This window comes from Streptomyces sp. NBC_00464, from assembly GCF_036013915.1.
In the GTDB taxonomy this organism is placed as follows: domain Bacteria; phylum Actinomycetota; class Actinomycetes; order Streptomycetales; family Streptomycetaceae; genus Streptomyces.
Genome location: NZ_CP107899.1, coordinates 6,793,173 through 6,807,619, shown reverse-complemented (window position 1 = coordinate 6,807,619; position 14,447 = coordinate 6,793,173). Strand labels below are relative to the sequence as shown.

Annotated in this window: 12 protein-coding genes; 6 read left to right on the top strand and 6 right to left on the bottom strand. The window is 70.3% G+C overall.

Annotated elements, in window-relative coordinates:
• Positions 1–27: 27 nt before the first annotated feature.
• The 3 genes from OG912_RS30590 to OG912_RS30580 form a co-directional block, all read right to left on the bottom strand.
• Positions 28–795 (bottom strand): polyprenol monophosphomannose synthase, encoded by a 768-nt coding sequence (locus tag OG912_RS30590; protein WP_327712119.1) that lies wholly within the window; start codon positions 793–795, stop codon positions 28–30.
• Between the two features lie 527 nt (positions 796–1,322).
• On the bottom strand, positions 1,323–2,963 hold the full coding sequence (locus OG912_RS30585) for an amidohydrolase (RefSeq protein WP_327712118.1): 1,641 nt from the start codon (positions 2,961–2,963) through the stop codon (positions 1,323–1,325).
• 47 nt (positions 2,964–3,010) lie between these two features.
• The gene (locus OG912_RS30580) at positions 3,011–3,451 is read right to left on the bottom strand and encodes an Lrp/AsnC family transcriptional regulator (protein ID WP_326735040.1); all 441 of its coding nucleotides are present in this window, start codon (positions 3,449–3,451) and stop codon (positions 3,011–3,013) included.
• Positions 3,452–3,653: 202 nt separating this feature from the next.
• Here OG912_RS30580 and OG912_RS30575 point away from each other — a divergent pair, with 202 nt between their 5' ends.
• The gene (locus OG912_RS30575) at positions 3,654–4,055 is read left to right on the top strand and encodes a hypothetical protein (protein ID WP_327712117.1); all 402 of its coding nucleotides are present in this window, start codon (positions 3,654–3,656) and stop codon (positions 4,053–4,055) included.
• 504 nt (positions 4,056–4,559) lie between these two features.
• On the opposite strand, the gene OG912_RS30570 is transcribed toward OG912_RS30575, so the two are convergent.
• Positions 4,560–5,732, bottom strand: coding sequence for an acyl-CoA dehydrogenase family protein (locus tag OG912_RS30570; RefSeq protein ID WP_327712116.1), 1,173 nt, complete (start codon positions 5,730–5,732; stop codon positions 4,560–4,562).
• Positions 5,733–6,116: 384 nt separating this feature from the next.
• On the opposite strand from OG912_RS30570, the gene OG912_RS30565 reads away from it, so the two are divergent.
• Positions 6,117–7,391 (top strand): glycoside hydrolase family 18 protein, encoded by a 1,275-nt coding sequence (locus OG912_RS30565; protein ID WP_327712115.1) that lies wholly within the window; start codon positions 6,117–6,119, stop codon positions 7,389–7,391.
• A 78-nt stretch (positions 7,392–7,469) separates the two neighbouring features.
• Here the strand turns inward: OG912_RS30565 and OG912_RS30560 are convergent, their stop codons facing one another.
• Both OG912_RS30560 and OG912_RS30555 read right to left on the bottom strand, forming a co-directional pair.
• Positions 7,470–7,622, bottom strand: coding sequence for an SCO1431 family membrane protein (locus OG912_RS30560; protein ID WP_326735044.1), 153 nt, complete (start codon positions 7,620–7,622; stop codon positions 7,470–7,472).
• 88 nt (positions 7,623–7,710) lie between these two features.
• Complete coding sequence (locus OG912_RS30555) at positions 7,711–7,887, bottom strand: hypothetical protein (protein WP_327713661.1); 177 nt, start codon at positions 7,885–7,887, stop codon at positions 7,711–7,713.
• 393 nt (positions 7,888–8,280) lie between these two features.
• Between OG912_RS30555 and OG912_RS30550 the strand changes: the two genes are divergently transcribed.
• From OG912_RS30550 to OG912_RS30535, 4 genes are read left to right on the top strand one after another with little or no spacing between them, the layout of a single operon-like run.
• Positions 8,281–9,270: an alpha/beta hydrolase-fold protein gene (locus OG912_RS30550; protein WP_327712114.1), complete on the top strand. Its 990-nt coding sequence runs from the start codon at positions 8,281–8,283 to the stop codon at positions 9,268–9,270.
• A 14-nt stretch (positions 9,271–9,284) separates the two neighbouring features.
• On the top strand, positions 9,285–10,805 hold the full coding sequence (locus tag OG912_RS30545; protein ID WP_327712113.1) for a peptidoglycan DD-metalloendopeptidase family protein: 1,521 nt from the start codon (positions 9,285–9,287) through the stop codon (positions 10,803–10,805).
• A 37-nt stretch (positions 10,806–10,842) separates the two neighbouring features.
• Positions 10,843–12,312 (top strand): hypothetical protein, encoded by a 1,470-nt coding sequence (locus tag OG912_RS30540; RefSeq protein WP_327712112.1) that lies wholly within the window; start codon positions 10,843–10,845, stop codon positions 12,310–12,312.
• A 55-nt stretch (positions 12,313–12,367) separates the two neighbouring features.
• Positions 12,368–14,392: a family 43 glycosylhydrolase gene (locus OG912_RS30535; RefSeq protein WP_327712111.1), complete on the top strand. Its 2,025-nt coding sequence runs from the start codon at positions 12,368–12,370 to the stop codon at positions 14,390–14,392.
• Positions 14,393–14,447: the final 55 nt, after the last annotated feature.

Genomic DNA, 14,447 nt, shown 5'->3' with positions numbered 1-14,447 from the left:
GGGTAAGGGGCCCGCCGCGCTCCGGGGTCAGGTCGTCCGGCGGCCGAGCACCCGGCTCGCGCGCGTGGTGACACCCCACGCCGTCACCCGCCAGAGCGCCTCGACCAGAATGTCGCGGCTCATCTTCGAGTCGCCGACCTCCCGGTCCACGAAGGTGATCGGGACCTCGACGACGTGAAAACCGGCCTCGATCGCGCGGCGCGCCAGGTCGACCTGGAAGCAGTAGCCCTGCGAGGCGACCTCGTCCAGGCCGATACCCTGCAGCGTCTCGGTGCGGAAGGCCCGGTAACCACCGGTGACGTCCCGCGTCTGCAGTCCGAGCAGCAGCCTGGAGTACGTGCTGCCGCCGCGGGAGATCATCTCTCGGGACTTGGGCCAGTTGACCACTCGCCCGCCCGGCACCCAGCGGGAGCCGAGCACCAGGTCCGCGCCCTTGAGGGCGGTGAGCAGGCGGGGCAGCTCCTCGGGCTGGTGGGAGCCGTCGGCGTCCATCTCGACGAGGACGCCGTACTCATGGTCCATGCCCCAGCGGAAGCCGGCGAGGTAGGCGGCGCCGAGCCCCTCCTTGCCCTTGCGGTGCAGCACGTGGACCTGGTCGTCGGTCGCGGCGAGTTCGTCGGCGAGCTTGCCGGTGCCGTCCGGGCTGTTGTCGTCGGCGACCAGGATGTCAGCCTCCGGCACGGCGGCACGCACCCGGCTGACGATCGGCTTGATGTTCTCGGCCTCGTTGTAGGTCGGAATGATCACCAATGCTCTGCCGAGCGGGCCGTATCGCCTCTGACCGCCGTCGTTCACTTACTGCCCCTTAAGTCCGTACGCAGATGCACACCATATCGAGCGCGGCACCAACGCTGACCGACCCGGTCGGGCGGCGCGGGAAGTGGTGGCGGACAGAAGAGCGGAAGTACGGACAGAACTGCGGATCGGGGCCCGGCGCCCTTCGGGCCGACCTGGGACCCGCTGGCTGCGGGTCGACCTAGAGCCGTTGTCTACTGAACGTCCGGGCCCCACCCGGGTCACACCCTCCGCCCGGCTGAAACCTTCCCTCGCCCCCGAGGCGCGGGCGCTGAACCTGGCTGTCAGTGGTGGTGCGCCGGTGCGGCACACCACCCCATGACCCAGCGGCGTTCGACGACTGCGTGGAGGTTTAACCGGTCGGACGTCCTGTGGTGGACTCGGCCGAACCTACCGGCCGGTGGGCGCATTCTGTCAATAGTTGCCTGACCTGCATCGTTTAGCGAACTTGCCTGGTCAGTCCCGAAGATCCCCAGGTCGCGGCAGAACGGGGGCGACTTCGATCGGCGGTACGAAATGTCCGCACGTCACTCGTTCGGCCGTACGTAGACAGTTTGTCCGAAGACAACTGTGCGCAGGCAGACCGGGAGTTCACCACCGGGGCTGAGGTCGGGCAGTCCGGGCGTTCCCGACCGGGGGTCCGTAGACCAGCGCGCCACCCGGTCGTCCGGGGCCTGGACCACCAGTTCCTCGGTGCGCCAGACCGCGTAGTCGGCCGGGGCGCCGGGGACCAGGGTGCCCGCGTCGTCACGGCCGACCGCCCGCCAGCCGCCCCTGGTGTGGGCGGTGAAACCGGCCCGTACCGAGATCCGGTGCTCGAGCGTCCGGTGGAACGCGGCTGCCCGCACCGTTCCCCACGGGTCCAGCGGGGTCACCGGGCTGTCGGAGCCGAACGCGAGGGGCACACCGGCCCGCAGGAGCGCCGCGTACGGGTTCAGGGTCCTCGCCCGCCCGGCACCCAGCCGGCGGGCGTACATGCCCTCCTCACCGCCCCAGGCGGCGTCGAAGGCGGGCTGGACCGAGGCGGTGAGGCCGAGTTCGGCGAAAGCGGCCACGGTCTCGGGCGTGAGCATCTCCGCATGTTCGACGCGATGCCTGGCGGCCCGCACCCGGCCGAGGCCGACCTTCTCGGCCGCCGCCCTGATGCCGTCGACGACGGCGGAGAGCGCCGCGTCGCCGATGGCGTGGAAACCCGCCTGGAGCCCGGCCTCGGTGCAGGCCGCGACATGGGCGGCGATCTGCGCGGCGTCCAGGTGGGCGGTGCCCGAGCCGGGGGCGTCGGCGTACGGCTCGTGGAGGCAGGCGGTGTGCGAGCCGAGCGACCCGTCGACGAAGAGGTCCCCCGCCGCACCCACCGCGCCGAGCTCCCGGACGCGGCGGGCGTCCTTCTCGTCTCCGACCTGTTCGGCCCAGTAGCCGAAGACCCGCGGCCCCGGCTCCCCCGCAGCCAGCTTCAGCAGCGAGGTGAAGTCCTCCTCGTCGGAGATGTCGGGGCCACCGCACTCGTGGACCGAACCGATCCCGAGGGACGCCGCGTGGGCCAGCGCGGCACGCTGGGCGTCGGCCCGCTGCCGCGGCGAGACGGCCTCGTGGGCGGCCGCGCGCACCGCGTGGTGGGCGGCGCCCGTAAGCGGCGCGTCGGGCCGGTAGCCGGCCATGGAGGCGATCCGGGGGACGAGGTCGAGCAGCGCGGTCGTGACGACCGCCGAGTGGACGTCGATCCGGGGCAGATAGACCGCCCGCCCGCCCGCCTCCGCGTCGAGCTCGGCGCGTGTGGGCGGACGCTGCTCCGGCCAGCGCGTGGCGTCCCAGCCGTGCCCCAGGATCACCCGGTCGGCGGGGTGCGCCGCCACGTACGTCCGCACGAGACCGAGCGCCTCCCCGAGGGTGCGGGCGCCGGAGAGGTCGAGGCCGGTGAGGGCCAGGCCGGTCGACGTGGTGTGGACGTGCGCGTCGGTGAACGCGGGAGTGACCAGCGCCCCGTCGAGGTCGATCACTTCGTCGACACCGCTCGCAAAGGCGTCGGCGGCCCCTTCGGAGCCCACCCAGGCGACATGGCCCCGTTCGACCACCATGGCGGTCGCGAAGGGATCGGCGGGGCTGTGGACGTCTCCACCGCGCAGCAGCACGGTGCGGTGTTCGCTCTGGGGGGCGGTGCTCTCGGTCATGAGGACCAGTCTCCCGCCTGTCGGTCCGCGCGCCGTGCGCGGCCCCCTCAGATCTGCGGCGGGCGCGCCTCGTAGGCCGTGGACAGGACGACGGTGGTGCGGGTGGAGACGCCGGCGAGTGTACGGATCCGGGTCAACAGGTGCTCCAGCTCCCGCGGGGTCGCGACCCGCACCTTGAGGATGTAGTTCTCGTCGCCCGCGACGCTGTGGCATGCCTCCAGCTCCGGGACGCCCGCCAGCCGCTCCGCGATGTCGTCCGGCGCACTCGGGTCGAAGGGCTTCACCGAGATGAACGCGGTCAGCGGCAGGCCGACGGCCTCGGGGTCGACGACCGCGGCATAGCCCCGGATCACCCCGCGCTGCTCCAGCCTGCGGACGCGCTGATGAACGGCCGATGTGGACAGGCCGGTGGCCTTGCCCAGGTCGGTGTAGCTCATCCGCCCGTCCTTGACGAGCAACTCCACGATTTGACGGTCCAGCTCCTCCATATGGATCAATCTATGGCCCCGAGCCCTCCAGGCACAGTCGCGGAGGGCGGTGAGGGGCACCTGCGGCGGGCATGTGACGAATGCCACAGGTTTACGCGCCAGTAGCCGAGCCTCTCGCGGTTACCGCGAATGCCCGACGGGAAGTGCTTGCTGTGGTCGAGGCCGCGGCGCCTTGTCGGCCCACCCGAGGGGGGAATTTCCCATGCAGAGCCTGAAGCTCACCGGACGTACCGAACCGGAGCCTGTTGATCCTTTCGAGGACACCGCTCCCGACGCGTACGACACGTTCGAGATGTACCGGGTCGTCTGCCCGGACTGCGCGCAGCCCATCGCGCTCCTGGCCGACGAGGACGTGCTGCCTGAGCACGCACGGTGCCCCACCCCGTGGAACCCGTTCGTCCTGACGGTGTGCGCCGGCACCGGCCGCGCCGCGTCGAAGGCCCGACCCGCCGACGAGTCGGCCGACGCCCAGGAGCAGGAGACGGCCCTGCTGCTGACGCTCCCCCAGGGGCTCGACTGGAGGATGCAGCCGTTCTCGCACGCCGGAGGGGCCGGCTCGCGCCCGCTCCGGGTACCCCGCCAACCGCGTCGCGACGCCGCCTGAGGCCGGCAGTCCCGAACTCCCGAAGGGCGCCGGCGCGCGGAGGACGGACGGCCCGCACCACGCCGGCGGCCGGGCCGTGGCCGTGCGGGCGGTCCGCGGCCGTTCGGGCCGGGCGCGGCACGCCGACTCCGGCCGGGTGCGGCACGCCGAGAGGACCTGGCGAACAGCCGCTCGATTCGGCTGAGCAGTGACCCGGCCCGGCTCCGCACCGTTGGCCCGGCATGACCCCGCCGCACTCCACGGCCGGCCCCGGTCGCCGCCGTCTCGCCGCTCCACCCTCCGAAGTATCGGTTCCGCAGTCCCGAACCTCACCGACACCCTCGGAACCACCCCGCCCGGCGCCCCGCCCCGCGCCGCGCTCGGCACCCCACTCGACCGATCCGCCCATCTACCGGGCGCTGCTCCGGCACTGGGAGAGCACCAGCAGGACCCTGCCGGGCCGCCACGACCAGGAGTGGAACCGGATCATGACAACGCCCGTGTGGTCGGACCGGCCGGTGCGGGTCAGCGCGTCTCAGGACCCGCGAGGTGGCGGGCGATGACCATCCGCTGGATCTGATTCGTGCCCTCGACGATCTGCAGGACCTTCGCCTCACGCATCAGGCGCTCGACGGGGAAGTCCAGCGTGTAGCCGTATCCGCCGAGGACCTGGACGGCGTCGATCGTGACCCGCATCGCGGCATCCGTACAGAACAGCTTGGCCATCGCCGCCTGTCGCGAGAAGGGGCTCCCCGCGTCGCGCAGCCGGGCGGCCTCCAGGTAGAGCGCACGGCCCGCCTCGATCTGTGTGGCCATGTCGGCGAGCATGAACCGCAGCCCCTGGAAGTCCGCGATGGGGCGGCCGAACTGTTTGCGCCCGGTGGCGTAGGCAACGGCCTCGTTCATCGCCGCCTGGGCGACGCCGATGGCGCAGGCGGCGATCCCCAGCCGGCCGGAGTCGAGCGCGGACAGGGCGATCGCGAAACCCTGCCCCTCCTCACCGATCCGGCGCGCGTCGGGGACCCGCACACCGTCGAAGTGCAGCTGAGCGGTGGGCGAGCCCTTCATCCCCATCTTCTTCTCGGGGACGGCGGCGCTCAGGCCTGCGGCGTCTCCGGGGACGAGGAAGGCGGTGATTCCGCGGGGGCCCTCGACGCCGGTGCGGGCCAGGACCGTGTAGAAGTCGGCGATGCCGCCGTGGGTGATCCACGCCTTGGTCCCGGTGATGACCCAGTCCTCGCCGTCCCGTACGGCCTTGGTGCGCAGCGAGGCGGCATCGGAGCCCGAGGCGGGCTCCGAGAGGCAGTAGGCGCCCAGCAGGCCGCCTCCGAGCATCGCCGGGAGGTGTTCGGCCTGCTGGTCCTTGGTGCCGTAGCCGGCGACCGCGTGGCAGGCGAGGGAGTGGACGCTGACGCCGAGTCCGACGGTGAGGCGGGCGGAGCTGAGCTCCTCGAGGGCCTGGAGGTAGACCTCGTACGGCTGGTCCCCGCCGCCGTGGGCGGAGTCGTAGGGCAGGCCCAGCAGTCCGGACTCGGAGAGCAGAGTGAAGACTTCGCGCGGGAATAGGCCCGCGTCCTCCTCCTCGGCGGCCCGCGGCACGATCTCCCGCTGGGCGATGTCGCGGACGAGCGCGATGAGCTGCCTGGATTCGTCGGTGGGCAGACGGCGTTCCACCAATTGCGGGGCACGGTCGGACATGACGGCGCTCTCCTCCCTGTCGGGCGTTGCGGCGGTCGCGCGCGCGGGGTGTGAGCGGCGCCGCCGGGGGATCTCCGGACGAGGCCCGGAAAACACTGCTGCCCAGCCGATGTTGCCCTCCCGGATTACGAGAGGCGCAGGCCGGCGGCCGTGGCGGGTTGAGTATGCCCGATCGGACGGCATCCGTCACCGGTTGACAGAACAGGCCCTGAAACGGGCGATGACGGCCGCGACGATCACTGGAATTGGTCCGAACCATTGACCCAACTGGTCTAGTCCATCTACGGTTCCCAGCGAACCGGCTTTCCGCGTTCATGCCAAGTTCGCATGTCCGCCCGAAGCCGGTCGTCCACTGGCACGTCCCCTCCCCCACGAGGAGCAACCATGACCGGACTGCATCGCCCGGGGGCCCGCATGCGGGCTCTCGCCGCTGCCGCCTGTACCGCCGCCCTGGGCGCCGCCCTGCTGGGCGTCGCGGGCACCGGGTCCGCCGGAGCGACCCCCGCCGCCCAGCAGGCCCCCGCACCGGCAGCAGCACCGGCCGCCCCCACAGCGGCCGGCGACAAGGTGGTCGGATACTTCACCAACTGGGGTGTCTACCAGCGCAATTACCACGTCAAGAACGTCGAGACATCCGGCTCGGCCGACAAGCTCACGCACATCAACTACGCCTTCGGCAACGTCCAGGGCGGCAAGTGCACGATCGGTGACTCGTACGCCGACTACGAGAAGGCCTACACGGCCGACCAGTCGGTCGACGGGGTCGCGGACACCTGGGACCAGGAGCTGCGCGGCAACTTCAACCAGCTGCGCAAGTTGAAGAAGCTGCATCCGGAGCTCAAGATCATCTGGTCGTTCGGCGGCTGGACCTGGTCCGGCGGATTCGGTGAGGCGGCCAAGAACCCGGCCGCGTTCGCCGAGTCCTGCTACAACCTGGTGGAGGACCCGCGTTGGGCCGATGTCTTCGACGGCATCGACATCGACTGGGAGTACCCCAACGCCTGCGGTCTGACCTGCGACACCAGCGGCCGTGACGCCTACGGCAACCTGCTGTCGGCACTCCGCTCCAAGTTCGGCACGGACAACCTGGTCACCTCGGCGATCAGCGCGGACGGCTCCGAGGGCGGCAAGCTCGACGCGGTCGACTACGGCGGCGCTTCGAAGTACGTCGATTGGTACAACCCGATGACGTACGACTTCTTCGGCGCCTGGGACGCGAAGGGCCCGACCGCCCCGCACTCCCCACTGACGTCCTACACGGGCATCCCGAAGGAGGGCTTCAACAGCGAGGCGGCCATCGACAAGCTGAAGGCCCAGGGCGTCCCCGCCTCGAAGCTGCTCCTGGGCATCGGCTTCTACGGCCGCGGCTGGACCGGCGTCACCCAGGACGCACCCGGCGGCACCGCCACCGGCGCCGCTCCCGGCACCTACGAGGCGGGCATCGAGGACTACAAGGTCCTCAAGAACAGCTGCCCCACCACCGGCACCATCGCCGGTACGGCGTACGCGCACTGCGGCACCAACTGGTGGAGCTACGACACCCCGGCCACCATCGGCACCAAGATGGAGTACAAGAACCAGCAGGGCCTCGGCGGCACTTTCTTCTGGGAGCTCAGCGGTGACACCACCGACGGCGAGCTGATCAAGGCGATCAACTGACGTCGTCACAGCAGGCATGACAGGGGCGGGGAGCCGGGCGGGCTCCCCGCCCCTGTCACGTCCGGCGACGGGTGCGGGTCACATGAGGCCGAGCTGCGTGACGAACATGGCGATGACGACGACGAGTGTCCAGCCAAGGACGTTCTCCAGCAGCTTCGAGCCGTCCTCGGGCCCGCCGGTCCGTGCGCGGCGGCGGGCAGGGGTGGTGGTTGCGGCGGCAGTCGCTGTCATGGCATCTCGTTCGGTCGGCCGGCAGTCGGTGTCCCCCGAGGACCCGACCACAGTGCCAGCCCGAAGGGCGCCTTGGTAGAGACGTGCGTCACTGCCCCGGGGCGGCCGGACCGCGTCCGCGGATGCCGACGGCCGCCGGATCCCGGCGCTGGGCGGGCGTCGGGGGCGCGGCGAAGCGCGGGTGACCGACGCCGCCTGTGCCCGAGACCACACCGCCGTATGCGTTGTAGCGCTTGGCGCGGAGCCAGATCGTCTCCTGGCGCAAGGGTGCCGCGTGTCACGCGAGGCCTCCTGCATGAACATGCAGGTCACAGGCGCGTAAGACACAAGACGAATCGGTCGCTCAGACGCTCGCACTGACCCGGTGCCGGGTACGCAGCACCGTGCCGCCCAACTGCCGCGCGGGTGCCGCGGCCGGGAACGACCGGGCCTCGGCCGATCGACCGAGGCGTACCCGTCGCTGTGGCCGGATCCACGGCGGTTGGGGTGACACCACCGACCGGGGCGGGCGGAGCCAACTCCACGCCTAGCGTAAGCAACGGTGACTGTCAGTCCGTAAGGTTCCGGGTTCTCTGGCCGCGGTCCCCTCGCTACCCTCCGAACCACCGTTCACAGGGCGCCAGTTCACCCTCATCGTACTTCCGACCAGGAGGTCACCTTGACCGCGCAGCACCCCACCCGCAGAAACCTCCTCAAGTCCGCCGGCGGCCTCACTGCCGCGATGGCGCTGGGTGCCGGAGGAATGCTCTCGGCGGCGTCACCGGCCGCGGCCGCCGACGACGGTTTCGGCCTGCACATCGTGAACCACAACGAGGACGACCGCCGGATGTGGTACTACCGGTTCCAGACGAGCGCGATCGGCTGGAATCCCGCTGTCAACGTGCTGCTGCCCGACGACTACCACACCAGCGGCCGCCGCTATCCCGTTCTCTACCTGTTGCACGGCGGCGGTCTCGACCAGGACTTCATCACGTTCGACCGACACGGCATCCGCGAGATGACCGCGGGCAGGCCGCTCATCGTGGTCATGCCTGACGGCGGCCACACCGGCTGGTACTCCAACCCCGTCAGCTCGAACGTCGGCCCGCGGAACTGGGAAACCTTCCACATGTCCCAGCTGATCCCGTGGATCGATGCGAACTTCCGTACCTACGCCGAGTACAACGGCCGTGCCGTGTCAGGGTTCTCCATGGGCGGCTTCGGCGCGCTGAAGTACGCCGCCAAGTACTACGGCCACTTCGCCTCGGTCAGCGCCCACTCGGGCCCGGCCAGCCTCCGCCGGGAAGGCGGCATCGTGGCCCACTGGGCCAACCTCTCCTCCGCGGCCGTGGACCTGGGCGGCGGCACGATCTACGGCGTGCCGCTGTGGGACGAGGCGCGAGTGAACGCCGACAACCCGGTGCAACGCATCGAGAGTTACCGGAACAAGCGGATCTTCCTGGTGGCCGGCACCAGTCCCGACCCGATCAACTGGGCCGACGTGGCCAACGAGGGTCATGTGCTGCGCGGCCAGCAGGAGTTCAAGAGCCTGCTGCAGAACGCGGGGATCCCCTTCGACGGCCGGGAAGTGGGAGGAGGCCACGTCATCCGGCCCGATTTGCTGCAGACCGACATCGACGGCGTCGTCGCCCACCTCCGCAAGGCGTGACGGGAGGAACTGGCATGCTGTTCAGTCGTTCCCGACCACTCTCCGGACGCGCACTGCGCGTCCTGCTCGCCGCGACCGCGGCCCTGGTACCCGCACTGGTGCTGACGTCGTCGACGGCAGCCCACGCCGTCGACTTCGCGGCGTGCCCGGCCGCCGGCATCGTGTCCCAGCACTACGGCGGCGACCACAACGGCGTCGACATCGCCAACGACTACGGAACGCCGATCTACGCCGTGAGTGATGGCGAGGTGATCAACTCCGGTAGCGCGAGCGGCTACGGTCAGTGGATCCGCATCCAGCACGCCGACGGCCGGATATCCGAATACGGGCACATGTACCAGCGTGACGTGTTCGTCGGCGAACACGTCACGGCCGGTCAGCGGATCGCTCTGATGGGCTCCGAAGGCAACTCGACCGGTCCCCACCTGCATCTGCGGATCTGGGGGGACCCGTCCGCCTCGTACGGTATCGACCCCGAGCCCTACCTCGCCGAGCGCGGCGTGGTGCTGCCCTGCACTCCTGGCAGCGGTCCGCGCCCCACGCCGTTGGTGTATCCGGCGGAGTCGGGCCGGGTGGTGTCGGCACGGTCGGCCGACGGGCGGCTCGAAGCGTTCGCAGCCGGTGCGGACGGTGTCCATCACGCATGGCAGCTCCGCGCGAACGGTGACTGGTCGCCATGGGAACCACTGGGCGGCCCCGGCGGCGCGGAACTCGCGATCGCACCGAACGCGGACGGACGCCTGGAAATGTTCGCCGTCAACGGGAACACACTGCAACACCGCTACCAGCTCTCACCCTCCGGCAACTGGTCCGGCTGGGAAACATTCGGCGGAGGCGGACACGACATCGCCGCCGGAGTGAACGCGGACGGCAGGATCGAGGTCTACGCATCCGGCCCCGTCGGCCTCTTCCACAAATACCAGACCGCCCCCAGCGGCGGCTGGAGCGAATGGGAACCGACCGGCGGCGGACCGGCCAACGCCCGAGTCGAAATGGGCAAATCACCCGACGGACGACTCGAAGCATTCGCACTCAACGGCGAAGTCTTCCAGCACCAATACCAGACAGCCGTCAACGGCGGCTGGTCACCCTGGGAAACCTTCGGCGAAGGCGGACACGACCTCACCGTGGACCACAACGCCGACGGCCGACTCGAAATCTTCGCATCCGGCCCCGTAGGCGTCTTCCACAAATACCAAACAAACCCGACGACTTGGTCAGACTGGGAAAGCACAGGAGGACCCGCCGACTCCCAACTCACCAGCGAACGGACACCGGACGGCCGCGTCGAAGTCTTCGCGATCAACAACAACGTCGCACAACACATCTGGCAGACCGGAGTGAACGCACCCTACGGACCATGGGAGAACTTCGGCGAAGCCGGCACCGAAATCACCACCGCGACCAACGCCGACGGCCGCATCGAAGTATTCGGAACAAGCCACGCAGGCATCTACCACAGATGGCAGACCGGCTTCTCCACATGGTCCGACTGGTCCTGGCTCAACAACACCGCCGGCCCACCCGTCAACTGACCCGGCATTTCGGCACCACCTTCGAAGGAGACAGCAGTTGAGTAGCAGTCGGCGCTCCTCCCGAGCTCCCCGTCGCATCATCCTGTCGACGCTTGCCTCGTTACTTCTCGCGGCGGGTGCTCTCGTCGGCGCCTCGCCCGCGTACGCCGCCCCCAGTGACCTGTGCGCCCAGGTCGGCTACAACGCCGGCTTCCGGGGAGACGGTCTGGTCACCGCTGTCGCCGTCGCCCTGGCCGAGTCCAGTTGCAACCCGTCGGCGTCCAACGTCCAGAACAACACTCCCCCTTCCACGGACCGCGGTCTGTGGCAGATCAACAGCTACTGGCACGCCGAGGTCGACGACGCCTGCGCGTACGACGCCCAGTGCAACGCGAACGCGGCCTTCGACATCTCCTCCGGCGGTGCGAACTGGGAGCCCTGGTCCACCTACAACCAGGGCATGCACTGGCGGCACATGGACGAGGCGTGGGCTGCGGTCGAGCGCCTCGGGCATCCGGGCGGCCCCGGCCCCACGCCGTTGGTGTATCCGGCGGAGTCGGGCCGGGTGGTGTCGGCACGGTCGGCCGACGGGCGGCTCGAAGCGTTCGCAGCCGGTGCGGACGGTGTCCATCACGCATGGCAGCTCCGCGCGAACGGTGACTGGTCGCCATGGGAACCACTGGGCGGCCCCGGCGGCGCGGAACTCGCGATCGCACCGAACGCGGACGGACGCCTGGAAATGTTCGCCGTCAACGGGAACACACTGCAACACCGCTACCAGCTCTCACCCTCCGGCAACTGGTCCGGCTGGGAAACATTCGGCGGAGGCGGACACGACATCGCCGCCGGAGTGAACGCGGACGGCAGGATCGAGGTCTACGCATCCGGCCCCGTCGGCCTCTTCCACAAATACCAGACCGCCCCCAGCGGCGGCTGGAGCGAATGGGAACCGACCGGCGGCGGACCGGCCAACGCCCGAGTCGAAATGGGCAAATCACCCGACGGACGACTCGAAGCATTCGCACTCAACGGCGAAGTCTTCCAGCACCAATACCAGACAGCCGTCAACGGCGGCTGGTCACCCTGGGAAACCTTCGGCGAAGGCGGACACGACCTCACCGTGGACCACAACGCCGACGGCCGACTCGAAATCTTCGCATCCGGCCCCGTAGGCGTCTTCCACAAATACCAAACAAACCCGACGACTTGGTCAGACTGGGAAAGCACAGGAGGACCCGCCGACTCCCAACTCACCAGCGAACGGACACCGGACGGCCGCGTCGAAGTCTTCGCGATCAACAACAACGTCGCACAACACATCTGGCAGACCGGAGTGAACGCACCCTACGGACCATGGGAGAACTTCGGCGAAGCCGGCACCGAAATCACCACCGCGACCAACGCCGACGGCCGCATCGAAGTATTCGGAACAAGCCACGCAGGCATCTACCACAGATGGCAGACCGGCTTCTCCACATGGTCCGACTGGTCCTGGCTCAACAACACCGCCGGCCCACCCGTCAACTGACCCCGAAACCGCGGCCGGCCGGTTCGGCCGGCCGCGGTCCTCACTGGAGAACAGCATGCATCCGATCAGCAGACGGCACGTGCTGCGGGCGGCGGCGGGAGCGGGCGCAGGCGCGCTCCTGTACACCGGACGGCCCGCGTTCGCTGCCGAGGCCGTTCAGTCCCACCAGTGGATCGGCGCCGGTCCCTTCAGCCACGTCTACGACCCCTCCGTGCTCGGACGGCAGCGATATCTCAACGACCACACTCTGATCAGGGCAGCGGGCCGATGGCACCTGTTCAGCATCGTCGGCGAGAGCGCGCCCCCCGGCGAGGTCCCGGACAGTGCCTCCGAGATCTCCTTCGCGCACGCCTCCGCACCGGACCCGCACGGCCCGTGGACCACGCACCCCGACGCACTGACCGTCGATCCCTCGTACCACGGGGAGGAACACCTGTGGGCACCGCACGTCGTCGAGGCGAACGGCACGTTCTGGATGTTCTACGCCGCCGGTGGCCGGGACGGGGCCGCCATCAGCCTCGCCACTTCGGCCGACCTGTTCGTCTGGACCCGTGTTCCGTCGGGCCCGCTGTTCCGGGGGCTCGTGGCACGTGACCCGATGGTGCTGCGGATCGGCGGGGCCTGGGTGATGTACTACACGGAACTGTCCGGCCCCGGCGGCCGGCACATCGTGTCCTTCCGCCGGTCCGACGACCTGGTGCACTGGAGCGAGCCGGGCACGGCGTACACCGACGAGACCACCGAAGCCACCGTGTCGGTCACCGAGTCGCCTTTCGTCGTCGAACGGGACGGCTGGTACTACCTGTTCATCGGGCCGCGCAACGGTTACGAGGGCACCGACGTCCTCGCGTCCCCGGACCCCTTCCACTTCGCCCTCGACGGCTACGCGGGCCACGTACCCGGTCACGCCGTCGAACCGGTCACCGACGGGCAGGAGTGGTTCGCGAGCGCCGCGGGGTGGTTCCAGCAGGGCCTGCACCTCGCGCCCCTGTACTGGCGGAACACGCCACCTCCCTGGCAGAGCGCGGACAACCCGGTCGCCGCCCCGGACGTCGACGGCCGGCTGACCGTGTTCGCGCTCGACGCGGCGGACCGTTCGGTGCTTCGGCGCGTCCAGCTCGACCCGGCCTCCGACACCTGGTCGGCGTGGGAGCCCTTCGGCGGACCCGCCGGAGCGGTTCCCACCCTCGGCCGCAACACCAACGGCAGGCTGGAGGTGTTCTCCCTCGCCCCGGGGGGAACCGGCCTGCACCACAGGGTCCAGCGGCCCGACGGCGGCTGGCACGACTGGGAGGAGTTCGGCGGCCCGGCGGGGGCCGCCCCCGCGGTCGGGCGCGGCGCCGACGGCCGCCTGGACGTCTTCGCGCTGAGCCCCGGCGGCACCGCCATCGCGCGACGGCGGCAGTGGTCGCCCGGATCGCTGACGTGGGAGGCGTGGGACCCGGGATTCGGTGGGGCGACGGGCGGACCGCCGGTCGTCGCGGCCAACGCCGACGGCCGCCTGGAGGTCTTCGCCCTCTCGCCCGGTGGCTCCGGGATCATGCACCGCTGGCAGGAGTCACCCGGTGGCGGTTGGTCCGCGTGGCACAGCTTCGGCACCGCGGCCGGCGCCACGCCGCGCGTGAGCATCGACGGAAGCGGCAGACTCACCGTCGTCGCGATGGCCCCGTCCGGTGTGGCGTCCTTCTACCGGCGACAGGCCGTGCCGAGCGGTGGCTGGGAGGACTGGCAACCGCTCTTCGGCTGGACGGCGGTCACCCCCGTGCTCGCCCCTGGTGCCGACGGCAGGCTGGAGGCCTTCGCGCTCTCCCCCGGCGGCGAGCGCCTCAGCCATCGGTGGCAGGTCGCGCCCGGCGGCAGCTGGAGTACCGAGGAGAGCTTCGGCGAGCCCGGAGTCCGCCTCGCCGCCGCACCGACCGCCGCTGCCGACGCCACCGGCCGGATCCACCTCTTCGCCGTCACCACCGACGGCCAGGTACGCACCCGTGTGCAGACACAGCCCAGTGGGGGCTGGCGCCCGTGGACGGCGTTCGGCGATCACCCGGTCACACCCGCCCGTTCGGGCAGTCCCGGCTACTGACAGGCTGTCGGCGCGGGTACTGCCGGACTCCGGACGGCCACGCCCGTGCCGGCCC

Coding starts and splice junctions, on each gene's coding strand:
- OG912_RS30585 (WP_327712118.1), bottom strand. CDS start 2,963: ATGACCGAGAGCACCGCCCCCCAGAGCGAACACCGCACCGTGCTGCTG.
- OG912_RS30580 (WP_326735040.1), bottom strand. CDS start 3,451: ATGGAGGAGCTGGACCGTCAAATCGTGGAGTTGCTCGTCAAGGACGGG.
- OG912_RS30575 (WP_327712117.1), top strand. CDS start 3,654: ATGCAGAGCCTGAAGCTCACCGGACGTACCGAACCGGAGCCTGTTGAT.
- OG912_RS30570 (WP_327712116.1), bottom strand. CDS start 5,732: ATGTCCGACCGTGCCCCGCAATTGGTGGAACGCCGTCTGCCCACCGAC.
- OG912_RS30565 (WP_327712115.1), top strand. CDS start 6,117: ATGACCGGACTGCATCGCCCGGGGGCCCGCATGCGGGCTCTCGCCGCT.
- OG912_RS30560 (WP_326735044.1), bottom strand. CDS start 7,622: ATGACAGCGACTGCCGCCGCAACCACCACCCCTGCCCGCCGCCGCGCA.
- OG912_RS30545 (WP_327712113.1), top strand. CDS start 9,285: ATGCTGTTCAGTCGTTCCCGACCACTCTCCGGACGCGCACTGCGCGTC.
- OG912_RS30535 (WP_327712111.1), top strand. CDS start 12,368: ATGCATCCGATCAGCAGACGGCACGTGCTGCGGGCGGCGGCGGGAGCG.